Origin of the sequence: Paenibacillus sp. GCM10027628, assembly GCF_042676385.1 — a bacterium.
Lineage (GTDB): Bacteria > Bacillota > Bacilli > Paenibacillales > NBRC-103111 > Paenibacillus_E.
This window is the reverse complement of the sequence record NZ_JBHTHA010000052.1, coordinates 71,721-97,366: the sequence shown is the minus strand read 5'-3', so window position 1 is coordinate 97,366 and position 25,646 is coordinate 71,721. Positions and strand designations below refer to the sequence as shown.

Below are 25,646 nucleotides of genomic sequence, written 5' to 3'. Positions count from 1 at the left end.
TAATCGCAAAGTGAATATCCATTGTTGCTCCACCGGTGGTATAGACATACAATAATAAATAAACTAAACTTATGTAAGTAGGCACTTTAAGGTGTCCTGGGAACTTCGAAGTGCAAAGGAGGGAGATCATTTGACATCTTCAGCCAAAACAAAACAACCCGACATCTCGTTGGCGGTGTGCGGCTATAGCAAAGTTCTTGAAATTATTTCCAATAAATGGACGGCACTCGTCATTTATGCATTGGAAAACGGAAGCATTCGATACGGAGAAATGGAAAGAAGAATCGAGGGCATTTCCAAAAAAATGCTCACTCAAACGGTGCGAAAGCTGGAATGGAATGGACTGGTTAAGCGCCATATTACACCAACCGTGCCCCCAGCCGTCGAATATTCACTCACCCCTTTGGGGGAAAGTTTACTTCAGCCGATGAGAGAGCTAAGACAGTGGGGAAGGGAAAATTACTTGCATGTCGAGGCGGCAAGAGCAAATTCTGATCTAACTTACAGTAAGGAGACTCAGTCCTCAGCAAATTGAAAATTACGATCAACGTGACGACTATTGCGCGGAACGAGCCCTCTTCGTTGAACCAAAGCAAAATAATTGCCCTGCCCTTTTGAATAAGAGCAAGGCGATTATTTTTTATCGAGAAAAACGATGCTGGCTTCGGACATATTGTGTGCACCGCATCTCAGTGTTAGGATCAAACGAAAAAATATGACGGAAGAAACACCACACCTGCTTAAAGTAATACCTAATTCGAAAAACCTTGATACAACAGTCTGTCCCCGAAAGTCATCGTAGATGACTGAGGACAGTCTTTTGATCTTTCGCTGGCGCGCGGGAACTCCCCCGCACAGCGATGTAAAACATCGTTGCGGCCACGATACGATGATGATCCTACTCCTGCAACGATGGAAACCAACGTTGCAGATCGCCTTTATACGCTGGCGCGCGGGAAAGGCGTAACTAGGGAGCGGAAATTACATATAGCCGGACAAGGATAAGTCCAGCCCGGCTCTTTGACCTTGGTTTACTTATTTGCACCAAAGTCACGATAAATTTGGTGGAGCCTAGGGGGATGTCCGAATCTTTGATTTAAAGGCTGACGAAGCGTATTGACGAGGACTTTTAGCGGTAGATTCAGACTCCGTTTTCTTACCCCACAAAGTGAAGCCAAGCGTTGAAGCTTACTCCTATTACTTTGCGGGGGCCCCGGGTACAATTAAGCTCCTTGTGCACGGACTGAACCCCACCAGGGGTTCGCTCCAGCCCTAGGCCATAAAAAAGAAGCACCACAACCTAAAGGTTGCAGTGCTTCTTTTTTATGGAGCCTAGGGGGATCGAACCCCTGACCTCATCGCTGCCAGCGATGCGCTCTCCCAGCTGAGCTAAGGCCCCGCGAATTAACGTCGACTTTTCGTATTATACATGAATAATGCCGATTGAGCAAGCCCTGGGCAAATAAAAATTTATGTTGCTAAATTCATGCTCGATTGCTGTGGACGATTCTGTTACAAACACTAGCAAACGTTGTTTCAAGCAGACATTCATGCTAACCTAATAGAATAAAAAGTTCTCGTTTGGGAGTGACCGGAAGTGTCGAACAATGTGCTGTACTGGATTTTCTTGGGGTTGGCTTTTGCGCTGCCTTTTATGATGGGCGTGTGGTTGATGCGGAGAACGAATCGACTGGCATTCTCGTTTTGGATATCGACGGCTTTCAATGTGATTTTGACGGTTGCTGCTGTTTTATGGTGGAAATCGGTAAGTGCAGAGGGGTTCCGAATGATGTTCGGCATGGCTTTTTACGGAGTGTCTTGTGTAAATTTAATGGTTCTGGAATTTTTCGCTTTATTCAGTATTCATAAGAAATTGAATCCCTAAGGAGATTGATGTTATGCGCCAAGCGTCTTCGATTCGTTTCTATTTGTTTTTGGCCGCTGCCCTCATCTGGATGGCGGTTATTTTTTTCAAATCAGCGGAAACGTACCAGCAGCAAAGCCTGCGTCCGCTATTATCGTCGTGGTTTGAGGGAATGAAATTATCGAAGAGTCTCCCGCATTGGGAGTTTACTTATGATCACGATCTAGTATCATGGCAGGATCCGATTGGGTTAATCGAATTCTTCATAAGAAAAGCAGGGCATGTTAGCGAATACGCTATCCTTGCCCTGCTTTGGTCATTGGCCTTACTGGCCAAACGGCTGAATGTCATCATGGCACTGCTCACCTCCTCGTTGATATCTGTGCTTTACGCGATTACGGATGAATGGCATCAAACTTTTGTACCCGGTAGAACCGGTCATGCAATTGATGTTGGTGTGGATACCATTGGTGTTGCATTTGCCATATTATTCGTCCTGATCTGCCTAGGCATTAGAAAATGGATTAGACGAAGAGGAAGAAACTAGATAACATTACATAGACCTTGCGCTGCTTGAACGATTTCCATTTCCATAGCTCGCGCGCTTCTCTTTCCAGCTCTTGCTGCTGCCATTGCATCAATTTTTCCGATAAATAAATATCTGTGGGTTGCATCCATATCACCTTCCTTTCATTTCCTGTTGCTCTTAGCATACATCTAGAATAAGGGGAACAAAAAGAGTATAATTTTCTTTATTAATTTCCCCTTTTATGAACGGAGGCAGCGATGCAGCTTTTGACCCATTATTTAGAGCTTCGTGCCGGCTTTGAACACGGAGTTGAGAATCAAGCACAGCGTGTAACCTTAGAGGAATTAGCGGATAAGCTGTACTGTACGACCCGCAATGTCAAGCTGCTGCTTAAGAAAATGGCGGAACAAGAATGGATCAGCTGGAAGCCCGGACGGGGCAGGGGCAATGCTTCAGAATTGACTTTTCATGTGTCGGCCGAGGATATGATATCGAAGCAGGCCATGGAGCTAGCCGGACGTGGGGATTACAAAGGCGCTATCGAGCTGATTCATCAGTTAGGCAAGGGAGAGTCGCTGCAGGATTCTTTTATTGAATGGTTGTTTAGTAATTTCGGTTATCGTGCGGTAGAACATGAAGAGCGGTATAAGGATACGCTGCGTTTCCCCGTTTATAAATGGCTGGTTAAGCTGGATCCGGCACATTCTTTTTATGCGTTCGATTGTCATTTAATCAATCAGATTTTTGATACGTTGGTTCAATACAATTCCAAGACCATGGCGGTTGAGCCGCATTTGGCTCATTACTGGGAAATCAGTGAAGACGGTTTACATTATACGTTTTATTTGCGGAAAGGTGTCTTATTCCATCACGGGAGAGAGATGACGGCAAACGATGTTTGCTACTCTTTTTCAAGGCTCGGAGAAATCGGAACTACGGCTAGCCACGGATGGCTCGCAGACGGCATTGAGGCTATTACGGTCCTTCACCGTAATGCGATTGCCATCGAACTGAAGCGCCCTAACGTGCTTTTCCTGCAGCAGTTGGCTGATGCGTCGCTAGCTATTGTTCCTGAAGAAATTTGTCGGGACAACGAAGCGATGTTTGCTCGATTACCGATAGGAACGGGACCCTTTCGTTTGGAACGCAATGATGACTATATATTAAAGCTTCGCGCGTTTGACAGCTATTTTGGCGTGAGACCGCATCTGGATCAAGTGGAGATTTGGCTGCTGCCGCAGGATTTATGCGAAGTGGGTCCGAGCTGGGATATGGTACAGGTGCTTTTCGATCCGTCTGACTCCAGAAAACCTGTGGGAGCCGTAGGTAAAGATTCCGAATGGCACCAGATCGAACAATCCGTCCTTGGCTGCAGTTTATTAACCTTTAATATGAAAAAGCAAGGGCCGCAGCAGCATCCCCTATTTCGTAAAGCAGTCGATCTTGTTATCGACAGGGAACGCTTGATTCTTGAGCTTGGAGGCTTAAGGGAAGCGCCGGCCAGTAGTTTTATACCGGGAATCGAACGAGCGAACAACCAACCCTATCAAACGGATCTTGCTGAAGCTAAAAAGTTACTGGACGATATGGGATACTCCGGCGAGAAAGTAAGCATGTACATCTATTCCGAAAAGAATGAGGATGCAGATTGGATTTGTATACAGTGTGCAAAAGTCGGCATTAACATTGAGCTGTTCCCTCAAAGTAAATCCGATATGATGAAGCTGGAAACCGTCACCGCAGCCGATCTTATCTTGTATCACATCATGATGGAAAGCGATTACGATCTTCACATCATACAGACGCTTAAACAATCTAACAGTTACGTACGCGCGCATATGAGTGATCGCCGCACCGCATGGATTGACGAAGAAATTGATCTGCTTCTGGCAAATCCCAATCAACAGGAACGCATTGATAGGCTGAATCAGATGGTTGATGTACTGCAGGAAGAAAAAGCGTTTTTATTCATTTTGCATCGATCTATGCAGACGACTTACCATGCTTCCGTAAAAGGAGTCAGTATAAACGATCTGGGTTGGGTCGATTTTCGCAAGATCTGGTTTGCGCCGAATCGCTGATAAAAGGTAACAATCTTGGAGATACTTCCTATTACCACTTTGATCGTTAATAAGGAGGGCTCCAGTATGACTGCAATCAAGCATGCGGAAATTAAAGGATTTATTGAGCGAAATGATGTTCAATGTGCAGATATAGAAGTGAAGGTAAAAGGCACTAAAGACGTTTTTCTTGCGGAGTTCACAGAATCGAATGATAATGATTTTGACATGACCCATGTGTTTCGGAAAGATGTGACAGGCGCAATCGACTGGTACGATAATCATTTGCACAAAGCGTTTGAAGATGTTTCCGAGGAATTGTTTCAAAACGAGGCGGGAGAGACGATTTGGGCCAAACGTGAGGAGTTTAAGGAAGGCATATTGAATTTCGGCAAGATCCGCCAAGAGTTGGCTGAACATTTTAAGCTGCTGCGCAAAGCATCATTGTTCCATACGGAGGATACCCGGGAGCAATCTTATCTGCACTAGACCTATACGAAAAAAACGACCCTCTAGGATCGTTTGTACATGGTAGGCTCATATCGGCGTTCCATCGACTGCCAACGGGCATTAGCCACGAAAAAACCGACGAATGCAAAGACGATCAGTCGGATCGGAATCCAAACCAAGTTGATATCGTGAAAACTTAGGAATTCAATAAAACTGAAAAGAACAGTGAGCCCCAGGCCCCAAGGCAGCAGTCCAAAACGGATTAGATAGTTCGATCGTCCAAGTTGCTTCCTTTTTAGCCAAACTTCTTTACGCGGATCGTTCATCATGATAACTCCCTTTTCTTTTCATTATAGCATTACTAGAGCAAAATCTCGAATGAGTCGCATGGAATTAACCGGCGGCTTTTTTCATTGATGACCAAAGCATGTAAATTATGGTAGTATAGGGGAGGCTCAATAACTCGCTTATTGTATGCATCGATAGTTTTTCTTAAGGAGAGGATTCAACATGCTTACCAAACTGCTTGCATTTGGATTACTGTGGCGTTTAACAGGCAATCCGTTTCTTGCACTTATTATTTTACTCGTGATTCTATATGTGCTAGATCGTAGATTCGTAGGGTTAACACCTAACCTGTTTAAGCCTTTTCAGCTCAGTCGAAAAGCATCCCGATTGCGCCAAGACCTGCACGCCAATCCGCATAACACCTCGTCCAAGCTTGAGCTTGCACGAATTTTATTAGAACGAAAAAAATACAGCGAAGCGCTGCCCTACCTGGAGCAATCGCTTAACGTGATGGAGGATTCGGCTGACGTTCATTACGAGCTCGGACTTTGCCGTTTAAAGCTCGGCGAATTAGAGGAAGGTGAACGTTTGATGCTGAAAGCGCTAGAGCTGAATCCTCGCGTGAAATATGGCGAGCCCTATTTGCGCCTAGGAGAAGCTTTGGCATCCGTTGCTCCTGAGAGAGCCGTCGCCTACATGGAACGGTTCCGCGAAGTTCATTCTTCGTCGGTTGAAGCCTATTACCGGCTCGGCCAACTGTACCAAGGGCTGGGCCGACGCGAAGAAGCGAGACGCGCTTACCGAGAAGCGCTGGATATTTACCGCGGCTTACCGAAATACAGCCGAAGACAGCAGCGACGCTGGGCGCTGTTAGCCCGCTTCAAATGAAAAAAGGCAAAGGTCCGCTTACTTGGCGGATCCTTTGCCTTTTTTCAGTGTGCTGCGATAAAGCAGCACGAGCAGCCACGAGCCCAGCAAGCCGACGAGGATCGAGGAAGCGGTGTGCAGGTCGAAGAGCAGGATATGCTCGTTTGCAGGCTTTAAACGATCCCACAGCGTTAAGAGCGCCGGATGCGCAAGGTAGATGCCGAAGGAGGCTGCTCCTAGGCCGGACATCATTGTGCTGAGTGGAGAGTGACTCTTATGCACCCGCTGCCCCCACTGGACGAAGCAAAGCGCGGCAGCCATGCAGTACACAAGCAGCGCCAGCTCAAACCACGTATTTTCAAATGAGGCCAATCCGAACTGGTTGAGTAGCAGCATACCGACAAATGCGAGTCCTCCCAAGGACATTGCCGCCCAAATCATAGCACGATGCTTGTCCGTCCATGCACTGACTTTGTCATAATGAATGCCGGTAAAGGCTCCGAAAGCAAAGAGAGCCGAATAGCTTGCAAAAAAAGAAGCATACTCAGGGATAGGATGCACCCAATGATTCACAGTGTAAGCGACAGCTTGAATACTGATGCCTATAGGAATTAATCCATGGCGGAGCAACCGGAATTTACGGACTGCCGTCATTATGATTGGAAATAAGATATAGAACTGTACAATGATAACCATGTAATAGAGATGGTAGCTGGCATTGCCCGAAAGGAGCAATTTGAGCATATAAATCGCGTCAAAATTAGCCTTGCCATGATACATATATTGGTTATAAATGTAATAAAAAATCGACCAGAGTACATAGGGGACCAAGATGCGCCGCAACCGTTTTGTCCAAAATAAGAATGACATAGGGGGATCCCAGCGGTCGTAGTAGTTATAAAATAAGACAACACCGCTGATCCAGATGAATACTGGAACGGTAAATAAGCAAGCGCGGTTAAGCGTGAAAAATATTGCCTGAGACCCCGTTCCCATAGGCAATAAGGTTGCAGCGGAGGTTCCATGTATAAGAATAACGGCTATTATCGCAATAGCTCTAACGAAGTCGATTTCAGGAATTTTGGGTCGAATTTGCATGAATACGAGTCTCCTTTTTCACCATTTCCACTTTATCATGAATAAAATGAGAGAACAATAGAGTCTCCGTGCGTCTGGAGCGCGCTTGACGCTCTCATGACTGAGAGATACACTGATTAGGAGAAAGAATGACGAGTATATCAAAAGGGTGAATCAACATGAGTTATGAGTATGTGATGCAGGCGGTTTTGTTGATTTTTTTGGTCATCGTGACCTTCTTTGCCATGGTGTTATGGACGAAATGGAGAAAAAGAGGACGGAGATAGCGCATGTATTTTATCAATCACGAACAAATTGATCAGCGAATTCAATTTTTAGAAGTTCTGGCGGAGGCATGTAAGAAACTTGAAGAGCAATGGGGTGCCGACGAAGGCGATCTCATTTTGCAGATGGCTCAGGAACGAGTGCTTCATTTGGCAATTGAGACGGTAACCGATGTCGGTAGTTTGTTAATTGATGCGTTTATTTTAAGAGATGCGAGCAGTTATGAGGATATTGTCGAAATCGTGCAGGGTGAAGGCGCATATTCGGAGGCGTTAACATCGATTTTATTGGAACTGGTCAAGCTGAGAAAGCCTCTCGTACAGGAATATGTGAACTGGAATAGGGAACATTTCCATCCTTTAATTCCTAAGCTTCCAGGAGCGTTTGAAGAATTCGCTTCCAGTGTAAAAGCCTTTATCAAGAAGGAAATGGAATAACATACATAGTTGTTTATTAATTTACTTATGCTTTCGGATGCTGTAAAATGAGACTAAATTGCAGTTCCGAGGGTAGGTGAGCTTATGAATCATGAACCTGAGACATCCACGCGCAAAGTCATCCTTTCTATGCTCAAGACTCAGGGGCCTCTAAGTGTCCATGATATGTCGAAGCAGCTCGGAATTACGGAAATGGCCGTAAGGCGCCATATCAATTCGCTCGAGAAGGATAGTTTGATAGAGGCGAAAATTGTCAGACAGGCAATGGGAAGACCGACAAGCGTGTATTCCTTGACACCTATAGCCGATGAATTATTTCCCAAGAAATATATGCAGCTGACGGTGGATCTGTTAGGAGAGCTGCTGGAAGACGAAGGTCAAGAGAAAATCGACCATTTGTTCGAACGCAGACAAGAGAAATTGGAGCTTCGATATAAGGCGCGAATGAAAGCCGGAAGTTTGGAAGAGCGTGTAGCTGAGCTGGCTCACATTCAGAATGAGAATGGCTATATGGTACAATGGTCCCAGCTAGGTGATGGCGAGTTCATGCTAAGTGAACATAATTGTCCGATCACGCAAGTGGCCAATTTGTTCCAACAAGCCTGTAAGTGCGAGCTTTCGCTATTCCAGAACCTCCTTGATGCAAATGTGGAGCGTACAGAATGTCTGTCGAAAGGCGGAAGCAAGTGCGTGTATATGATCCGTCAAAATAAATAGCCATCTTCCTCAAGTTTTGGGGAAGATGGCTTTTTGTATTGTACTATATTGATGCGGCCAGCAATCGCGCGGCTTTGTCCGTGATCCATTCAAACCGGCCAGCTTCGATTTCTTTTAAATTAATCAAAGAGCCGCCAATGCCTAAACCGAAGCAGCCTAGGCTCAGAAATTGCTTAATGTTTTCTTCAGTTACGCCTCCGACTGCCATCATCGGAATGTGGTTAAGCGGGCCCATCAGTTCTTTGATGTAGGCGATGCCAAGACTTGCGCTCGGGAACACTTTTACCGCAGTAGCTCCAGCTTTCCAGGCTTTAACAATCTCTGTCGGTGTCATAGCGCCCGGGAAAATGGGGATTTCCTCAGTTTTCGCCCAGCGAATGACTTCCTCGTCCATATTCGGCGTGACGAGGAAGGAAGCACCGGCTTGAACGGCTTGTTTCGCATCTGCCAGGTCTAGTACCGTTCCGGCGCCAATGTACATTCGATCGGCGAATTTTTTCTGCAGCTCACGGATCATCCCTAATGCACCGGGCGTATTCAGCGTCACTTCCATAACCGTTACGCCACCCCGGAACAAGGCGTCAGCGACTGAAGCAATATCGGCTTCTTTAACCCCTCGTACGATCGCTACAATGCGTGTACGTTCGATTTCTTTAAGTCCTTGCTCGCGATTCATGAGTATCCTCCACATGTCCTATATTAGTTTATCTAACATTATGACAGGTCCCCTCAAATTTTTCACCATTTTTGTGTCAAAACGAGAAGCAGCTGCCTATACTGTAGTAATTCATAGGCATTCGTCTAGAAGAGGCCATGTGGAAAGCTTAGGAGGTGCCGGTCAATGACATGGATGGAGATCAGCGCACTCAGTGCAGCTGTCGCTTTTATCATACTTGTCGGTTTCGCTGTGCGGGCTTTGATTGCCGCCAAGCATATGCTGAGCAAGTTAAGCGATGCAGCAGACCAAGCAAAGCAGAGCGTAGTCATTACTGCAGAGCAGACGGACCGGTTGATTAAGCAGGTCGGAATGCTTACCGAAGACGTTCACGCGCAAGTGCAATCGCTGCAAGCATGCTTTCAGTCGATCGATCAGGCAGGAGCAGCTATAGGGGATGTCGCTTCTGCGCTTCGCAAAGCCTCGCGCGTGATGAACGAATCGATTCATGGTGCGGAAAAGGTTATACATACGCACCAGAAACGATTGCAGGACGCTATCGAGTGGGCAACGACCGGCATCGAACTATGGCACAAATGGCAGGCACACAGGAATGCCAAATCAGACACCTAGCGGGTCTGACCAATTATTCTAAAGGAGTGGATTCGAATGTCAAATCAAAAAAAAGGTAAAGATCTTCTCATCGGAGCTGTCGTTGGAGGCGTGCTTGGAGCGGCTACTGCACTTCTGTTTGCTCCAAAATCAGGTCGCGAATTAAGAAGCGACATCGCGGATCAAGCGCAAGCCGTAAGTGAGAAAACCGTTCAGATTGCAAGTACGGTCAGCCAAAAGACACAGGAAATCGCGAAAACAGTGAGCGCTCAAACTTCGGAATTGGTCGGCAAAGCGAAAGATACGGCAGCAAATGTCGTAGAAAACGTCCGTTCCTGGAAAGAGTCCAGAAAAGTCGATGAGCTGGCCCAAGAGCTTGAGGAATCTTCTGAGGCTGCCGAAGATTTGGTCATCATCGGAAATTAATCATGCTATACGACGGCAATTAAAAAAACGCACGAAGCTCGTTTCAATGAGCTTCGTGCGTTTTGGTATGTTACCACTTGGAGGGATCAATCTTGCGAATATCAAGGCCTTCCCAGACGTTCTTAATCTTAGCCGTTTCCGGATGGTCGAAAACAAGCCAGGCAGTCGGAAGATAGCGTTCGCCGTATTCACTGGACGGTTTGTTCACAATCGTGTTGTTATGAACAAGAACGGTAGAAGCTCCGCCGTCCAGATTGGCAGCGGTAACCGCACCGTGCTCGAGGAAGATTTGCTGCACATCGTAAAGCGTTGCACCGATGCTGTGTTTTTGCCTGCCGTCGATGATACAGAAGAGAATCGAACCGTCCTTCGTCTGCGCCATGCTGGTGCGCGGAGCGATACCCCAGCCGTCCGCTTGGCTCTTGATTTGTCCTACGCCGTTCACGATAAAGCGAGGGCTGAAGGAAACCGCTTCCTGGACACCCATATCCACGAGCTCGGATACTTTGTATTTGCCGGCGATCATCCGGCCTTCTTTATCGATGCCGACTACTTGGACCGAGCCATTCATGCCTTTGTCATTATAGAAAATCTTGCCTCCGGAGATGACAATGCCTTCGGGCTGAAAGCCGTTTCCTTCCCAATTCGGATCGATGAATCCGCCGCCATTGACGCCAAGGACGGCTCCCGTCCGCTTCACCATCGAAGAAACCTTTTCACCCTTGCCTGCTTTTTCAGGTACGGCAATTCTCAGCTTTTTCGGGTCAGAGATCGTAACCAAGTAGCCTTTGAAGTTGCTTCCGGAAATAGGCTCGACCGTGACAAGATCTTTTTTGACGACCGTCTGCGCAGTTGCTTTGTGCCCGACGTCGACAAGGCCTTTGTCTTTTTCAACTCCCATATCGTCGAATTTTTTCCAATAAGCTTCTACCCGTTTTTGCAATTCATCAGAGCCAATCAAATATTTGGCCCAGTCGCGATGCTGAGTTGTAATGAGCGTATCTGCCATCATGAATCTTAAATTGGTTCCCGATGAAGTCAGAAAAAACCAGCCTAAAGCGCCCAAGAATAACACTGTAAAACTAATAACCATAACCAGCATGAAACCCAGTCCGGCGGATTTTTTGCGCCTCGGTTTACTGGTCTGCCGGGGAGGGAGCTGGGAAGCTGCTTGCTGCATAGCCATAAATTTTCACAACCATTCCTATCCGGATTTCATCTCTTTCATTGCATTGACATAACAATCCCTTATAAATAAACGAAAAAAAGGAAGTAAAAGTTTCATCAATCACAAACTTTTTTTCCTTTTTTCGTCAGTTGGGGTATAGGACTTTATTTTCTGCTATCATGTTCTCAAACTGTTCGGCCGGCAGCGGGGTGCTGAAAATATAGCCCTGAATCTCATTGCAGCCGCGTTCTCGCAGGAATTGAAGCTGTTCCAAAGTCTCAACGCCTTCAGCCAGGGACTTGATTTTCAATTGCTGCGACATCGCGATGAGCGCCGTTACAATGGCTGCGTTATCTTCATCCGTGGTCACGTCTCTAATGAACGACTGGTCGATCTTGAGTGTATGTACACGGAACCGCTTGAGATAGCTGAGAGAAGAATAACCCGTTCCAAAGTCGTCAATCGAGATTTGCACGCCAAGCCGCTTCAGTTTGTCCAGCGTATCTTGAATAAAGGTCACATTGTTCATCGCGACACTTTCTGTAATTTCCAGGCAAAGCAAATTGGACGGAAGCCCGGAAGTCCGCAGCGTCTCTTCTATCAGCTGAACAAAGCCGCTCTGCATGAATTGTTTCACCGAGATATTGACGGAGACGCATAAAGGAGGAAGTCCCATTGCAATCCACTTCGCATTTTGCGCGCATGCCTGCTTCAAGACCCAGTTCCCAAGCTGTAGGATTAAACCTGTTTCTTCAGCAACGGGAATAAATTCACCGGGGGACACCATGCCCCATTCCGGATGCTTCCAACGGACGAGAGATTCCATGCCGAAAATTTTACCTGTCGACAGCTCGACAAGCGGCTGATAATAAACCATGAACTGTTCGCGTTCCACGGCTTTACGCAGCTCTATTTCCATATTGAGGCGATAGAGAGAACGCATATTCATTTCCGGGTGATACATCTCAAAGGTGTTGCCGCCTTTTTCTTTGGCTTTGTACATCGCCGTATCGGCGTTTTTAATCAGGGTTTGGTCATCGTTACCATCTCGGGGATACATGGCCACTCCGACGCTAGCCGTTATGTAAAGCTCCTGCTGTTCAAAATAATACGCATCCTTCATGCAATTCGGAATGCCGCCGGCAAAGGCCAGCACTTCTTCGGTGTGACGGATGCCGGTCATCAGGATGATGAACTCATCGCCTCCGAATCTAGCAACGAAATGAGAGTCTCCCGCAAATTCGGAGAGCTGCGCGGCGACGTGCTGCTGCAAGAGATCACCAGCTTGATGCCCTAGTGTATCGTTAATAATTTTAAAGCGATCTAAATCGACGAACAAAACAGCAAGCATCGTACCTGAGGCATGAGCCTCGGTGATCGCCGTCTGAAGTGTTTCTTGGAATTTTAACCGATTCGGCAAATTAGTTAGAGAATCATGGTAAGCCATATGAACCAACTGTTCTTCCGCTTGCCGTTTGGCGTGCATCGCACGGATGGTGGCATACGATCTGGAGAACTGATTATCTTCATTCATCACGAAGGCAGGAGGTTGAATATCCGCTTGTCGATGCTCACCATTGGCCGCCCAGCTCGTTGAAGTCTGAAGCATCGAGATCAGATTCGTAATGTGTTCCTTATGAATATGTGCAGCTGATGCTGTTTTCGTTTTCTTGGCGTCAGGGTCTCCCAAGTAGAGGGTGCCTTTGCGCGCATCGTACGCTTTCACTAGATTCATATTGACAATATTGCTGCTGTCCACAAGGCGAAAGCCGTCTTCATAGAGCCATTCTTCGATACTACCCAGCGAAAAGTCCAGATAATACTGGTTGTCCTTCGTATGGATCAGGTAATCCCGATGACCGATCTTATCGATCTTAACGACTTTATTGGCATCGATAAGCAACGAATCGGATCCTTTTTTTCCATCGCGGGTAACGGGTATTTTCTGTGACATTCGATCAGCTCCATAAGTCGATAGATAAACATATTTTAACATTTTATTATACCTTTGTTTACCAATCAAGCGAATGGTGTCGAAAAATGACGAATTTACAGATTTTTCACTATGAAATCGGTCGTTTTAGTGAAGGAAACAATGATTCGACGCCAGTACCCCGTTCGAATTGATAATCAAGGCTCTTACCGGTATTGCGTGCTACGCTGCGTGTAATAAGCTCATGATATTTTTTTTGCCGTATGGCAGCGATGACGACATGCTTGCCGATCCCCAAGGGGTCAAAATAAAGCTTACCTTCTTTTTCGGCATATTTCTGCACATGATGAAGGTTTACGAATAAATCCGTATCCATCTTCTTAAACCCTTGCTCTTCCAGTTTGTCGAGAAAACCGCTGAAATCGATCAAGGAATTCACGCTTCTGCTTAATTTGCTCAAATGCGTATGGTAGGTGATCTCACGCATACTGACTTCGATATAAAGAACATCCTGAAAAGGTATTTCGACTTCCTTCTCAGATTTGTCCTCTTTTTCCAGATAACCAGCTTTTTCCATCAGTTCGGTGTAGGAAAAATTGTATGCATCCGACAGCTTTTTCAGCGTAACAGGCGATGGTTTGATTTTTTCGTTGGTCGAACGGTTCCGCTCCAGCTCAAGATCGCGAATGTAAGCATGTGAAAGTCCGCTTTTATGGGCTGCTTCACGTAAGGACATCTTGCCGCGTAAGCTTTCCAAAAATTTACCGAATCCTTCTAATTGCTGCATAGTGACGAATCCCTCCATTTGACTCATATTGTAAACGAATTCCTTGGAAATGAAAATGCATGAGGCTTTGATTGGTGCCAATTACCACTACTTCCAGTGAAGTAACAACAGATGCATATTTAAGCTCTGCACATGGAAAATTAATCGCAACATCCTTGGAAAGGGGCTGATGATATGGCCAGAGATTTGCCCATAGGAAATGGGAATGTGCTCATCAACTTTGATGCTGCTTATAATATTCGTGACATGTACTTCCCTTTGGTAGGGCAGGAGAATCAATCCAGCGATCATCTTTCGCATTTTGGCGTTTGGTGTCAGGAAGAATTTTTCTGGATTGATCATCAGGAGGTCTCCAAAAAGCTTAACTATTTGCAGGATTCTCTTGTCACGAATGCAGAATGCACGCACGAACGGCTCGGTCTTCGGATGGTGCTAAGGGATGGTGTGGACGTTCAGCAAAATGTTTTTTTGCGTAAGGCGAAAGTGGAAAATTTGTTTGAAGCTGAGCGGACGGTTAAACTGTATTTTCATCTGGATTTGCAAATTTATGGGAATGGGATCGGCGATACGATTTTCTTCGATCCTGAGCTGAGTTCGCTTGTGTTTTATAAAGGACACCGTTATATGACATTATCGTGCTTATCGCCTGACGAGATGAAGGCGGGGCCTAGCGGATATGCGACGGGTCAAAAGGGGATTCACGGCCTGGAGGGGACATGGCGCGACGCGGAAGACGGTCACCTTGGCGGCAATCCCATCGCACAGGGTTCAGTCGACGGCATTATCGAACTGACAATGACGCTGCCGCCTAAGGGCGCGAAGGAAGCGTGGTTTTGGATATGTTTTGGCAAGAGTAAGCAGGAAGTGGAACGATTGGAGCGTTTGCTCCGCACTGCGACTCCGCAAGTTTTGCTGCAGCGCACCCACGATCATTGGGTGAAATGGGTGAATCGCGACCAACATCAGCTATCGCTGCTGAAACCGGATTTGGACTCATTTTACAAGAGAAGTTTGCTCATCACAAGAACAAATCTGGACAATCGGGGAGCCATTGTAGCCGCCAACGACTCGGATATTTTAAAATTCGCCAAAGACTCCTACTCCTATATGTGGCCGCGTGACGGCGCATTGGTATCTCATGCATTGGATCGAGCGGGCTATCATGAACTGGCCCGTAAATTTTTCGATTTTTGTATCAAGACATTGACGCCGGAAGGCTATTTGATGCATAAGTACAATCCGGACGGATCCGTAGGCTCCAGCTGGCATCCCTGGGTGAATGCGCAGGGAGCGAAGCAACTAGCCATTCAGGAGGATGAGACGGCACTCGTTCTTTATGCGATGTGGCATCACCATAAGCTTGCGAACACGATGGAGCAATCCAGAAACGATTATGAACAATTCGTCAAACCCGCTGCGGATTTTCTTGTTCATTACCGTGATGCATCGGGATTGCCGCTGCCATCCTATGATCTATGGGAAGAGCGTTACGGAGTACTGGCGTTCACCGTGTCGAGTGTGTATGCCGGATTAGTCGCGGCGGCCCGGTTCGCAGAATATCATCAGGATAAAGCACGAGCGATTTATTACGCTGATACGGCCGGGCTCGTCAAGAAAGCAGCGGAGCAGCAATTATATGCGGAAGATCAGAAGCGTTTTTTACGAGCATTGTTTTGGAATCATGAGACGCAAGCTTACGTGCCCGACTACACGTTGGATATGAGCATGTACGCCTTATTCGATTTTGGATTATTTGAGCTTGAAGATCAGCGAATCGTGAACACCATGAAATCATTAAAAGAAAAATTATGGGTGAATACCGAAATCGGAGGCATTGCCCGCTACGAGAACGACTACTATCACCAGGTTACGAAAGATGTGGCTCAAGTTCCCGGTAATCCATGGTTTATTTGTACGCTCTGGTACGCGGAGTGGTTGGTGGCATCGGCCAAGACGGTGAATGATTTGATCGAAGCGGAAAATCTGATGCGCTGGGCGATCAAGCATGCCCTGCCATCAGGTGTCATGGCCGAGCAGGTGCATCCGTTCACGGGGGCGCCGATGTCGGTATCGCCGCTCACATGGTCGCATGCATCGTTTATCAAGGTGACGCAGGAATATTTGTCCAAGCTAAAGCAGCTAACCTCGAAAGGCACCAAACAGCCGAACGATGCAAGCGAAGCCAAGGTGCTCGAGCCGGCTATTCATTAATGGGAGGTACTCACTCAATGAAGACGATTCGGGTTAAACAGCTTCGGCAGGGGACGCCTTCCATCGCATTGGATTCGGTAGATACGCCGGTCCTAAGCCATCCGCAGGAAGTGCTCGTACGTGTGCTGGCTGTTGGATTGGATGGAACCGATAGAGAGATTTTACAGGAAAAATACGGGACACCTCCGGAGGGGGAGGACGACTTGACGACAGGACACGAGTCGTTAGGCGTCGTCTCCGAAGCAGGGGCGGACAGCGGCTTTCAAGCGGGGGATCTCGTCACCGCAATTGTAAGGCGCCCCTGCAAAGAGCAAAGCTGTGTGAACTGCCGCAATGGCCATGCCGACTTCTGTCAGACCGGCAAATACGTGGAACGGGGCATCAAGGGGGCGCATGGCTTCCTCTCCGAGTATTACAAGGAGGAAGCCCGGTATTTGGTGCAGGTGCCGACGGACCTGCTGGAGCATGGCATGCTCGTCGAGCCGCAAAGCATCGTCGAGAAGGTTTGGGACCAGGTGCAGCGCGTGCAGCAGCGCCTGATCTGGGAGCCCAGGACCGCGCTTATTCTGGGCTCGGGGCCGCTCGGGTTGCTTGCGGCGATGACCTGCCGCGTCCTCGGGCTTGACGTTTATGTGTGGTCGATGTCTCCGCAAGACGGCTTGCAAGCGCAGCTTGTGCAGGCGTGCGGAGCCGTGTATCAGCAGGCCGGCGCTGCAGGCTCCGGCCAGACATTGACGGCTTATGCCGATGGACTCGGCAAGCCGATAGATCTGATCCTCGAATGTACGGGCTTCAGCCCGCTTGCCTTCGAGGCTATGGCTGTGCTGGCGCCGGGCGGCGTGTTGGCGCTGCTGGGGGTCACTCCAGCTGACCGGAAGCTGGAGATTGCATCGGACATGCTCAATCAGAGCATGGTCCTGGAGAACAAGTGCGTGATCGGTTCGGTGAACGCGTCACGCAAGGATTTCGAAACCGCCATCTACCGCTTGCAGCAGATGGAGAAGTTGTCGCCAGGCTGGCTTTCCCGCCTGGTCACCAACCGGATGCAGCTGGAAGACTTGCTGCAGCTGGATTTTAAAAGCATCCCGATCAAAGCGGTCGTGGATTTCGTACCAACCGGCCAGTGGGGCGAATTAGTCAAACAGACGAAGGAAGTTGTCTATAGCTTTTCGGTATAGCGTAACGTGGAACGTAGATTTCCGTTATAACGAAAATGCGAGCATCATGAAAAAACGGATCAATAACGGAACAATGTGTTCCTGTATTTGGTCCGTTTTTTGTGCATTTTATTGAAAGTATAAGTTTCAGGGGAGGACTTGTGGCTCGCCATTCTAGCGAGTTCGACCCTATGGGACGCTGATCGAGCGCATAATGATGTTTTCCATCGATACTGATTTGAAGCGGACAGTGCCGTACCTAATTTCCTTCTAAATTCGCAAACGTATGGATTTACATGAAAAGGGATCTTCAATGAAGACCCTGATGGTTTTTCTTTGTAGATAGGCAATAACGGAACAATGATTCCATTAAATTTCGACATATATCTGCATAATTCAACAATTTCAATATTCAATTCTTATTCATAAAAACCGATATTAAAACTTGAATATAACCCACAACCAGATAAAGAAGAAGGAGCCATCATGAAGACAACGAAAGAAAAGAAAAGCCGTATGACGTTTTCTCACCTCTCCCTGCGCGTGAAATTGCCAGTATTCATTAGCCTTTTGGTCATACTCGCACTAGCGGGATCAAGTCTATTCTCGTATATGTTTGGGTCGGGCATGCTTATGATGAAAAGCAAAGACCAGATGAATGCAAACGCAGACCGAATTGGAGAAAACCTTTCTTCAATCGTGCAATTGGAGGCTCAAAGCACTTATCAAGTATCCGTTCACAGCACGCTCAAAGATTTATTAAAACTCAGACTTCAAAATAAACTGTCCGAACAGGATTTTTTCTCGGCCAAAAACGATCTGCTAGCAAAAGCCAACGCAGTACTTCAGAAAAGTGTTCAAGGAACAAAAGGGATTCAATCCTTGATGATTATTGATACCAAGGGAACGATCGTCGCGGGCAGCAATCCGGACTCGGTCAAAGGCGACCGCTCAGATCGCGAATACTTCAAGGAAGCTCTTCAAGGCAAATCTTTCGTGAGTGATGCACTTATTTCTAAGAGTACGAATTCCTTGATCGTTGTATTTGCTGAGCCCGTTAAGGATGATGACGGTACGGTCATCGGTGTATTCAACAGTACACTGGATACCTCTCTATTTGTTGACAAATTAAAAGGAATTCAAATTAACGGGGAAGGCAGAATTTTTGTGGTCAGCCGCAGTGGGACTATACTCTACCATTCCTCGGTTCCCGATATGATCGGAAAGCCGCTGGAATCCGGGATATATGCAGATGTGCTGAAACAAAAAGCGACAGGTGAAGTTTCGCATGGCAATATTGAGAATACAAATACATACATCCGCTACTCCAAGATTCCGACCTCGGATTGGACGGTTTTTGTAGCAGACGATTACAGTGACATCCAGAGGCCGCTGCATACATTAATGACTAATATTATTCTCGTTACCGTTGTCGCAGTCTTAATTGCTATCGTGGTCGGTCTTCTCCTGTCCCGATCTATCACATCTCCAATCATTAGATTGACAAACTTGTTTAAGCGATTGTCTTCCGGAGATTTGACCGTCAGTGCGGAAGGCAAGTACACCAGCGAATTTAGGCATTTGGCCGATAGTTTTAACGTCATGGCTGCGAAAAATAAAGAATTGATTGCTCATATGAATAAATCGATTGAGGTACTGAATGTTAATACGAATGAACTGGAGGAAACATCGAATCATACCGCGCAATCCATTCGGGAAACGTCGGTCACAACAATGGAAATCGCTAAAGCGATGGAGTCGCAATCACATGAGACGGAACATATCGTTGGCAAATTTTATGGATTAGGAGAGAAAATCGCGGCTATCGGCAGCAGATCTCAATCCGTTAAAGAGCGTTCCGAGGCGATTATTGAGGTATTCCATACGAATAGAGAAGTGATTGATAATCTGATTGCAATTAACAACAGAAATGAGCAGGAAGTACAAAAAATTTCGTCAATTACCGCACTGCTCGCGGAAAGCTCTAACCATATCCGTAATATTACCGGTACGATAGGCGATATAGCCAAACAGACCAACCTGCTGGCGTTAAACGCTTCAATTGAGGCTGCAAGAGCAGGCGAGCACGGGAAAGGGTTTGCCGTCGTTGCCGGTGAAATTCGCAAATTGGCCGAGCAGTCTTCGAAACAGTCGAGTGATATTAACGCAATCATTCAGCAAACGCTTGAACATGTGGATGAAAATAATAAAAGCGTAGGTGAAATTCAGACGATTGCCGTCCAACAGGATGAGCTCGTCGGTAAAACGCAGTTGAGCTTCAAAGAGATCCTGGACAATGTTACGGACATCACCGATCAAATTAAGTCCATGGCCGATGAAGTTGGCCAAATGGAGAGAGATAAAGATGATGTCCTTGGATCGGCCCAAAGCTTGTCCGCTTCAGGTGAAGAAGTATCTGCTTCCGTACAAGAGGTAACGGCAACGGTGCAAGAGCAATCTGCGATGGTACAAAAACTTGCCGGCATGGTGGAAAGCATCGATAACTTAACCCAAGAGCTTGGACAAACCGCTGCGCAGTTTAAAGTGAGCTAGGAAAATGATGAAGAGGTTGTCCCGAAAGTCATCATAGATGACTGGGTAGAGTCTTTTGATCTTTCGCTGTCGCGCGGGAACTCCCCCGCACAGCGATGTAAAACATCGTTGCGGCAACGCTACGATGTTGATCCTACTCCTGCAACGATGGAAACCATCGTTGCAGATCGCCTTAATACGCTGTCGCGCGGGAACTCCCCCGCACAGCGATGTAAAACATCGTTGCGGCTACGCTACGCTGATGATCCTACCCCTGCAACGATGGAAACCATCGTTTTTTTGTTAGACTTCTTTTTTATATTTTTCTATAATATGGGGAAAGGGAGGACAGCAACTAATGTCTAACAAATGGTTGAAAGATAATGGTATGCACATTTCATGGTTCATTGCGTTGATTGCGACGTTAGGAAGTCTTTATTTCTCAGAGATTATGCATTTTTTACCTTGTAAATTATGTTGGTATCAACGTATATTGATGTATCCGTTAGTCATTTTATTAGGCATAGCATCCGTCCGCAGAGATTATAAACTCACGATTTATGTGCTTCCTTTGACGATATGGGGAGCTTGTATTTCCGTCTATCATGTGCTGCTGCAGTCCGGCGTCTTCCATGAAGACGCAACCGCTTGCGGCCCCGTTCCTTGCGATGTGGATTACTTGAACTGGTTTGGTTTTATTACCATTCCGATGCTCGCCGGAGCGGCATTTATCCTCATCACGCTTCTTCAATTTTTGACGTATCGAGCTACTAAATGAGAAAAATAGGCAGGTAATTTGTCTGGCACTGTCGAAATGAGTACCGGAGTACTCATAGAAGGAACGAGGTGCCAGCATGACCCCTATATCCAAAAGCGCCGCTCTGCTGATCGTACTTAGCGCAACATTGATCGGCGGATGTGCAGATAAAAGCTTGATCACGACTCCAACCGAAAAGGAATCGAGTGCAGCCGCAACCGAAGCGCCCCGCACTACCGGTATCCCTATAACCTCCACGCCAAAACCGACTTCCTCACCGAAACCAACACCAACCGTAACACCAATCGCAACACCAAACGCAACACCGCATGAATCTGACGTACCTACAGCTTCTGTACCTCCTAAGTCTGCGGCATCTTCTAAACCGGCATGGCAGCCGGGAACAGGGGACCGTACCCCATTTTCTTGGTATTACATGAAGAAGAAAACAGGGCAAGTACCTGATTTCCCGAAGGAAACCAAATCTTTCACTGCGGATCAAAAGGCTGTGTGGGTAGGCAGCGGTAAAAAGGTTTATCTTACGATCGACGCGGGAGGACCGCTGATCGAGGTGGACTTAATGCTCAAATCGCTCAAAGACAATGGCGTTAAGGCGAATTTTTTCATTTCCGGCAACAATATCAAGAAGAATCCTGAATATTTAAAGCGGCTTCTCGCCGACGGTCATTTTATTGCGAACCATACGATGACGCATCAGGACTTTAATAAGATGACAGATGAACAGATAAAGAAGGAAATTACCGATTTTGAAGACATGTACAGGCAAATGACCGGTAAAGAAGTGGAAAAGTATTTCCGCTTCCCGTTCGGCAGCTATAACATGCACAACTTAAGCCTTGTTTCGAGCATGGGCTATACTTCGGTATTTTGGTCAACAGCCATGCGCGACTGGGAACCGAGGAAAAACGGAGCCGAAGATCCATACAATGACATTATGAACAATCTGCATGAAGGCAACGTTATCTTAATGCATCAAGGCTCTAAAGAGAACATGGAGGCGCTTGACCGCATCTGTAAAGAGATCAAGAAGAAAGGCTATGAATTCGCGCTTGTGAATGAACTTCAGCCTAACAAATAAGGCTAATCTCCCGAAATCTGATACGTGATCCCAGGTACCTTTGAGCTTGGACATTCATAGTCTAACTATGAGGTTCAGCATTTTATCAAACGGCAAAGGAAGCGTATGAGTGTGCAGCAAGCGATAGCCGTACTTGACTCCGGTGTCGGAGGATTGACTGTAGTAAAAGAAGTAATGAGACAGCTTCCGCAAGAAAAAGTGATTTATTTCGGGGACACTGCCCGAAGTCCATATGGACCCCGGCCTGCGGAGGAAGTGTGCAGCTTCACTCGCCAAATCGTAGATTATTTAGTTCAATTTAATCCGAAAATGATTGTCATTGCCTGCAATACCGCAACGGCCGTCGCTATAGAAGATATTCGCAACCGCGTATCGATCCCCGTGCTCGGCGTCATTTCACCGGGTGCTAGAGCCGCCATCAAAACGACGAGAAGCGGTGTTGTCGGGGTCATCGGCACCGACGGGACGATCCGCAGTATGGCGTATGAGCAGGCGCTTAGAACCATCGCCCCAGGCATCCAGGTTTATAGTGAAGCCTGTCCGATGCTGGCCCCTTTCGTAGAGAAAGGACTTTTTGACGCAGAAGAGGCCAATGTCATCGTGGAACAATCGCTGCGCTCCCTTGTCGGCAAACCCATCGATTGCTTGATCTTGGGCTGTACGCATTACCCATTCCTGATGCATTCGATCTCGCGGGTCATGGGGCCGGGTGTGAGCTTAATCTCATCAGCCGATGAAACAGCTCGGGAGATTAGCACCATTCTATATCATCACGGCATGCTGGCATCTTCAGGCTTGATGCCCATTCATCAATTTTTTTGCAGCGGAGAACCGGAATTGTTCAGACAAATTGCCCAATCATGGCTGAAAGAACAAATCTCCATCACGCCTGTGGTCTGGCAAGTGACCAACTTCATGTAATAGCACGACTCTGCAGACCGAGCTTACTCGGTCTTTTTGCTGTCAGAAATGATACGAGACTCATTTTTATTCAAAACGGGGGAAAGTTGCTGTTGAATGATTTTAAGCATGCCGGCATATTCATAGCCTGACGACAAGTCATCAAGCTGCGGGGTGATGGTGTGCTAGGGTATGGTTATTGGACTTTATGCAATGAACTGACGCGATTAAGCAGAATCTATCCATTCCTCCGAATCGAAGGGATCGGATATAGCGTAATGGGCAAAAGCATTCCCGCCATTGGTATCGGGCATGGAGCCAGGCGAATTCATTATAACGCATCCTTTCACGCGAACGAATGGATTACAACGCCGCTGCTTATGCAGTTTCTGGAAGATCTTTCGTGCGCTTACGCCAGAGGAACAGCTTGGCGAGGTATGAACATTCGACGGATCCTATCGGAAACGACATTATGGCTCGTACCCATGGTGAATCCGGACGGAGTAGATCTTGTCCTTCAAGGGGTTACCTCAGATCACCCATACGGCACTCTCCTGCTGGGGTGGAACGGCGGTTCGACGGATTTCCATAATTGGAAGGCCAATATACGCGGAGTCGACCTGAACGATCAATTCCCCGCCCATTGGGAGGAAGAAGCCGCCAGGCGAGGTCAGCTCGGTCCGGGTGAACGCGACTATGGCGGTGAAGCGCCATTGACGGAGCCGGAGGCCATTGCGATCGCGAATTTTACAGAGAGACTATCATTTGATCTGGTCATGGCTCTGCATACACAAGGGCAAGAAATCTATTGGAACTATCGCGGTTATGAACCTCCGGAATCCGAGCCATACGCGGATAGGCTAGCACTGGTAAGCGGCTATAGAGCAGTTAAGCTTACGGACAGCGACGCGGGATACAAAGATTGGTTTATCCAACAATTCAGGCGCCCCGGTTTTACGATCGAGGTCGGTTTTGGGGTGAATCCGCTCCCCGCTGAAACATTTCCTTTGCTATATGAAGAAGTCGTGCCTATATTGCTGGAGGGACTGGTGCTTTAGGCTGTCATATAAAGACAAGTAGGCTGAAGTAGGCCTTGCCCGGCACGAACCGTTCCGCCCATGCCTCATATACTGTTGACAGGAAACTGTTGGGAGGTATGCGTATGGCAACTAAAGGCAAGGGCGGCGGCAAGAAAATTAAGAAAAAGATAGTTTCATCCAGAATTCATTACACGATGAAAATTGTTGAATCATCTACTTGCGCAGTATGCAAGTCTCAATGCGCGAGAGGGTTGCGATATTTAGCTAGGATGTCGGAGCCGGGAGCCGTAGGGAAAGGCGTTCCGTGTATACTTACGAGAAAGCGCATCGACTGATTGAACATCAGAGAAGGATTTGCCGTCTTATACGTAGAGGTGAGATGAATGTGGGGCCACAACCACCGAATACGTAGAGGTATCCTTCTCTTTGCTGTTGTCGGCGTAATTGGAGCGGCTGGAGCCGGCTTCATTGACTTGCGAGTCGAAAGTATCGGAGCAAAGTATATGGTCTCAGCTGAGCAGGCGCCCAGAGCGGATGCCATTCTTGTGCTTGGCGCTTATGTGCAGCCGGATGGCACGCCATCCACAATGCTGCACGATCGTCTTCAAGTTGCACTTGACTTGTATCGGAGTCAAACGTCGGACAAGGTCCTTGTCAGCGGTGACCACGGGCAGAAGGATTACGATGAGGTCAATGCCATGCGCATGTTTATGGAAAAACATGACGTGGAGCCGGCAAATCTTTTTCTGGATCATGCCGGATTCAGCACGTACGAGAGCTTGTACAGAGCCCGTGACATTTTCAAAGTACATAAAGTGGTTATTGTTACGCAGGAGTATCATTTGAAAAGAGCTGTGTACATAGCTAGACAAATGGGCCTGGAAGCTTACGGCGTAGCAGCGGACCTGCAAACCTACAGGGGGATGCCGAGGTTCGCAGCTCGCGAAATCGCGGCCAGAAACAAGGATTTTATGCTCGTTCATGTTTTCAAACCGAAACCGACTTATCTTGGCGACGAGATCCCGATTTCCGGCGATGGGCGCCTAACCCGCGATCAGTAGAAGTCGAACGCTCACATATTCCTTATTTTTGTGGGGGATATTATTTCTGTTGGCAAGAAAACCACGGAAAGGGCGTTGGATCCATGAAAGGAACGGCAAGGATGATTATTCTAAACGTCGTTCTCCTGATTGTTCTCGTTGGGGGAGCTGCTTTAGGGTACTATTTTTACGATCGGTCGATTAATTATTTGTCTACGAATAATGCTCAAATTACTGGCGAACAAGTGACCGTTACCGCCTCGACGGGAGGGAAATTAACAGATTGGAACGGCGACGTTGGGAAAAAAGTTGCGCAAGGTGATCGGATTGGTACGGTATTAACTTCAACGGGGACGGTCGATATCACAGCCCCCAAAGGGGGGACGATCGTTCAACAAAATGCGGTTGTCAATTCCACCGCTTCGCCAGGTATCCCGATAGCCTATATTTATGATTTAGACCGGCTATGGGTCAATGCGAATATCAAAGAGACGGATCTGAATGACGTTAAGGTTGGACAGGCCGTCGATGTATATCTCGATACTTACCCTGGTACCACTTTAAATGGCAGAGTAGAGAAACTTGGACTGGCGACAGCAGGAACGTTCTCGCTCATGCCCTCGACGAATACGACCGGCAATTATACGAAAGTTACGCAAGTTGTTCCGATCACGATTTCGCTGGAAGGCAATCGCGGATTAGGGCTGATTCCAGGCATGAGCGTCACAGTGCGCATCCATAAGTAAGGGAGCGAT

General features: G+C 47.2%; 27 protein-coding genes and 1 tRNA gene. 20 read left to right on the top strand and 8 right to left on the bottom strand.

Annotated features, from left to right (window positions below):
- Positions 1 to 130: 130 nt before the first annotated feature.
- Positions 131 to 535 (top strand): winged helix-turn-helix transcriptional regulator, encoded by a 405-nt coding sequence (locus ACFQZT_RS31810; protein WP_379306901.1) that lies wholly within the window; start codon positions 131 to 133, stop codon positions 533 to 535.
- Between the two features lie 791 nt (positions 536 to 1,326).
- Here ACFQZT_RS31810 and ACFQZT_RS31805 read toward each other — a convergent pair.
- Positions 1,327 to 1,399: transfer RNA gene (locus tag ACFQZT_RS31805), tRNA-Ala, on the bottom strand.
- Between the two features lie 198 nt (positions 1,400 to 1,597).
- Between ACFQZT_RS31805 and ACFQZT_RS31800 the strand changes: the two genes are divergently transcribed.
- Together ACFQZT_RS31800 and ACFQZT_RS31795 are read left to right on the top strand one after the other, a co-directional pair.
- Positions 1,598 to 1,885 carry a hypothetical protein gene (locus ACFQZT_RS31800; RefSeq protein ID WP_379306899.1) on the top strand — a complete coding sequence of 96 codons (288 nt, stop codon included), beginning with the start codon at positions 1,598 to 1,600 and terminating at the stop codon, positions 1,883 to 1,885.
- Between the two features lie 13 nt (positions 1,886 to 1,898).
- The gene (locus tag ACFQZT_RS31795; protein ID WP_379306897.1) at positions 1,899 to 2,411 is read left to right on the top strand and encodes a VanZ family protein; all 513 of its coding nucleotides are present in this window, start codon (positions 1,899 to 1,901) and stop codon (positions 2,409 to 2,411) included.
- On the opposite strand, the gene ACFQZT_RS31790 is transcribed toward ACFQZT_RS31795, so the two are convergent.
- Positions 2,389 to 2,538 carry a hypothetical protein gene (locus ACFQZT_RS31790; protein ID WP_379306895.1) on the bottom strand — a complete coding sequence of 50 codons (150 nt, stop codon included), beginning with the start codon at positions 2,536 to 2,538 and terminating at the stop codon, positions 2,389 to 2,391. The two genes, ACFQZT_RS31795 and ACFQZT_RS31790, sit on opposite strands and share 23 nt — an antisense overlap.
- Positions 2,539 to 2,650: 112 nt before the next feature.
- Between ACFQZT_RS31790 and ACFQZT_RS31785 the strand changes: the two genes are divergently transcribed.
- Both ACFQZT_RS31785 and ACFQZT_RS31780 read left to right on the top strand, forming a co-directional pair.
- Entirely contained in the window at positions 2,651 to 4,474 is a 1,824-nt protein-coding gene (locus ACFQZT_RS31785; protein WP_379306893.1) for an ABC transporter substrate-binding protein, read from the top strand.
- A 66-nt stretch (positions 4,475 to 4,540) separates the two neighbouring features.
- Positions 4,541 to 4,942: a hypothetical protein gene (locus ACFQZT_RS31780; RefSeq protein WP_379306891.1), complete on the top strand. Its 402-nt coding sequence runs from the start codon at positions 4,541 to 4,543 to the stop codon at positions 4,940 to 4,942.
- Between the two features lie 23 nt (positions 4,943 to 4,965).
- Here the strand turns inward: ACFQZT_RS31780 and ACFQZT_RS31775 are convergent, their stop codons facing one another.
- Positions 4,966 to 5,232, bottom strand: coding sequence for a hypothetical protein (locus tag ACFQZT_RS31775; RefSeq protein ID WP_379306889.1), 267 nt, complete (start codon positions 5,230 to 5,232; stop codon positions 4,966 to 4,968).
- 181 nt (positions 5,233 to 5,413) lie between these two features.
- On the opposite strand from ACFQZT_RS31775, the gene ACFQZT_RS31770 reads away from it, so the two are divergent.
- Positions 5,414 to 6,079: a tetratricopeptide repeat protein gene (locus ACFQZT_RS31770; RefSeq protein ID WP_379306887.1), complete on the top strand. Its 666-nt coding sequence runs from the start codon at positions 5,414 to 5,416 to the stop codon at positions 6,077 to 6,079.
- 18 nt (positions 6,080 to 6,097) lie between these two features.
- Here the strand turns inward: ACFQZT_RS31770 and ACFQZT_RS31765 are convergent, their stop codons facing one another.
- Positions 6,098 to 7,156: an acyltransferase gene (locus ACFQZT_RS31765; protein WP_379306885.1), complete on the bottom strand. Its 1,059-nt coding sequence runs from the start codon at positions 7,154 to 7,156 to the stop codon at positions 6,098 to 6,100.
- 269 nt (positions 7,157 to 7,425) lie between these two features.
- Between ACFQZT_RS31765 and ACFQZT_RS31760 the strand changes: the two genes are divergently transcribed.
- A complete protein-coding gene (locus ACFQZT_RS31760) occupies positions 7,426 to 7,857 on the top strand; it encodes a DUF86 domain-containing protein (protein WP_379306883.1) in 432 nt (143 codons plus the stop codon).
- An 84-nt stretch (positions 7,858 to 7,941) separates the two neighbouring features.
- Positions 7,942 to 8,574: a helix-turn-helix transcriptional regulator gene (locus ACFQZT_RS31755; protein ID WP_379306881.1), complete on the top strand. Its 633-nt coding sequence runs from the start codon at positions 7,942 to 7,944 to the stop codon at positions 8,572 to 8,574.
- Positions 8,575 to 8,617: 43 nt separating this feature from the next.
- On the opposite strand, the gene ACFQZT_RS31750 is transcribed toward ACFQZT_RS31755, so the two are convergent.
- Positions 8,618 to 9,250, bottom strand: coding sequence for a bifunctional 4-hydroxy-2-oxoglutarate aldolase/2-dehydro-3-deoxy-phosphogluconate aldolase (locus ACFQZT_RS31750; RefSeq protein ID WP_379306879.1), 633 nt, complete (start codon positions 9,248 to 9,250; stop codon positions 8,618 to 8,620).
- Positions 9,251 to 9,415: 165 nt separating this feature from the next.
- On the opposite strand from ACFQZT_RS31750, the gene ACFQZT_RS31745 reads away from it, so the two are divergent.
- Both ACFQZT_RS31745 and ACFQZT_RS31740 read left to right on the top strand, forming a co-directional pair.
- Positions 9,416 to 9,862 carry a DUF948 domain-containing protein gene (locus tag ACFQZT_RS31745; RefSeq protein WP_379306877.1) on the top strand — a complete coding sequence of 149 codons (447 nt, stop codon included), beginning with the start codon at positions 9,416 to 9,418 and terminating at the stop codon, positions 9,860 to 9,862.
- A 36-nt stretch (positions 9,863 to 9,898) separates the two neighbouring features.
- On the top strand, positions 9,899 to 10,267 hold the full coding sequence (locus ACFQZT_RS31740; RefSeq protein WP_379306875.1) for a YtxH domain-containing protein: 369 nt from the start codon (positions 9,899 to 9,901) through the stop codon (positions 10,265 to 10,267).
- A 70-nt stretch (positions 10,268 to 10,337) separates the two neighbouring features.
- Here ACFQZT_RS31740 and ACFQZT_RS31735 read toward each other — a convergent pair whose 3' ends face one another.
- The 3 genes from ACFQZT_RS31735 to ACFQZT_RS31725 all read right to left on the bottom strand — a co-directional run bounded on the left by ACFQZT_RS31735 (position 10,338) and on the right by ACFQZT_RS31725 (position 14,155).
- Positions 10,338 to 11,453, bottom strand: coding sequence for a phosphodiester glycosidase family protein (locus ACFQZT_RS31735; RefSeq protein ID WP_379306873.1), 1,116 nt, complete (start codon positions 11,451 to 11,453; stop codon positions 10,338 to 10,340).
- Positions 11,454 to 11,580: 127 nt separating this feature from the next.
- The gene (locus ACFQZT_RS31730; protein WP_379306871.1) at positions 11,581 to 13,389 is read right to left on the bottom strand and encodes an EAL domain-containing protein; all 1,809 of its coding nucleotides are present in this window, start codon (positions 13,387 to 13,389) and stop codon (positions 11,581 to 11,583) included.
- A gap of 109 nt (positions 13,390 to 13,498) precedes the next feature.
- Positions 13,499 to 14,155 carry a helix-turn-helix domain-containing protein gene (locus ACFQZT_RS31725; protein WP_379306869.1) on the bottom strand — a complete coding sequence of 219 codons (657 nt, stop codon included), beginning with the start codon at positions 14,153 to 14,155 and terminating at the stop codon, positions 13,499 to 13,501.
- Positions 14,156 to 14,329: 174 nt separating this feature from the next.
- On the opposite strand from ACFQZT_RS31725, the gene ACFQZT_RS31720 reads away from it, so the two are divergent.
- The 10 genes from ACFQZT_RS31720 (at position 14,330) to ACFQZT_RS31675 (ending at position 25,637) form a co-directional block, all read left to right on the top strand.
- Entirely contained in the window at positions 14,330 to 16,366 is a 2,037-nt protein-coding gene (locus ACFQZT_RS31720) for a glycoside hydrolase family 15 protein (protein ID WP_379306867.1), read from the top strand.
- A complete protein-coding gene (locus tag ACFQZT_RS31715; RefSeq protein WP_379306865.1) occupies positions 16,366 to 17,544 on the top strand; it encodes a glucose 1-dehydrogenase in 1,179 nt (392 codons plus the stop codon). The genes ACFQZT_RS31720 and ACFQZT_RS31715 overlap by 1 nt, the downstream gene beginning before the upstream one ends.
- A 465-nt stretch (positions 17,545 to 18,009) precedes the next feature.
- Positions 18,010 to 20,076 carry a methyl-accepting chemotaxis protein gene (locus ACFQZT_RS31710; RefSeq protein WP_379306863.1) on the top strand — a complete coding sequence of 689 codons (2,067 nt, stop codon included), beginning with the start codon at positions 18,010 to 18,012 and terminating at the stop codon, positions 20,074 to 20,076.
- Positions 20,077 to 20,413: 337 nt separating this feature from the next.
- Complete coding sequence (locus tag ACFQZT_RS31705; protein WP_379306861.1) at positions 20,414 to 20,833, top strand: disulfide oxidoreductase; 420 nt, start codon at positions 20,414 to 20,416, stop codon at positions 20,831 to 20,833.
- 76 nt (positions 20,834 to 20,909) lie between these two features.
- Positions 20,910 to 21,911: a polysaccharide deacetylase family protein gene (locus ACFQZT_RS31700; RefSeq protein ID WP_379306859.1), complete on the top strand. Its 1,002-nt coding sequence runs from the start codon at positions 20,910 to 20,912 to the stop codon at positions 21,909 to 21,911.
- A gap of 111 nt (positions 21,912 to 22,022) precedes the next feature.
- Positions 22,023 to 22,832, top strand: a complete 810-nt coding sequence (racE, locus tag ACFQZT_RS31695) for a glutamate racemase (protein ID WP_379306857.1) — start codon at positions 22,023 to 22,025, stop codon at positions 22,830 to 22,832.
- Between the two features lie 161 nt (positions 22,833 to 22,993).
- Positions 22,994 to 23,869: a M14 family metallopeptidase gene (locus ACFQZT_RS31690; RefSeq protein WP_379306855.1), complete on the top strand. Its 876-nt coding sequence runs from the start codon at positions 22,994 to 22,996 to the stop codon at positions 23,867 to 23,869.
- A gap of 104 nt (positions 23,870 to 23,973) precedes the next feature.
- On the top strand, positions 23,974 to 24,186 hold the full coding sequence (locus ACFQZT_RS31685) for a hypothetical protein (protein ID WP_379306853.1): 213 nt from the start codon (positions 23,974 to 23,976) through the stop codon (positions 24,184 to 24,186).
- Positions 24,187 to 24,234: 48 nt separating this feature from the next.
- The gene (locus ACFQZT_RS31680) at positions 24,235 to 24,912 is read left to right on the top strand and encodes a SanA/YdcF family protein (RefSeq protein ID WP_379306851.1); all 678 of its coding nucleotides are present in this window, start codon (positions 24,235 to 24,237) and stop codon (positions 24,910 to 24,912) included.
- A 101-nt stretch (positions 24,913 to 25,013) separates the two neighbouring features.
- The gene (locus tag ACFQZT_RS31675) at positions 25,014 to 25,637 is read left to right on the top strand and encodes an efflux RND transporter periplasmic adaptor subunit (RefSeq protein ID WP_379306849.1); all 624 of its coding nucleotides are present in this window, start codon (positions 25,014 to 25,016) and stop codon (positions 25,635 to 25,637) included.
- Positions 25,638 to 25,646 lie beyond the last annotated feature (9 nt).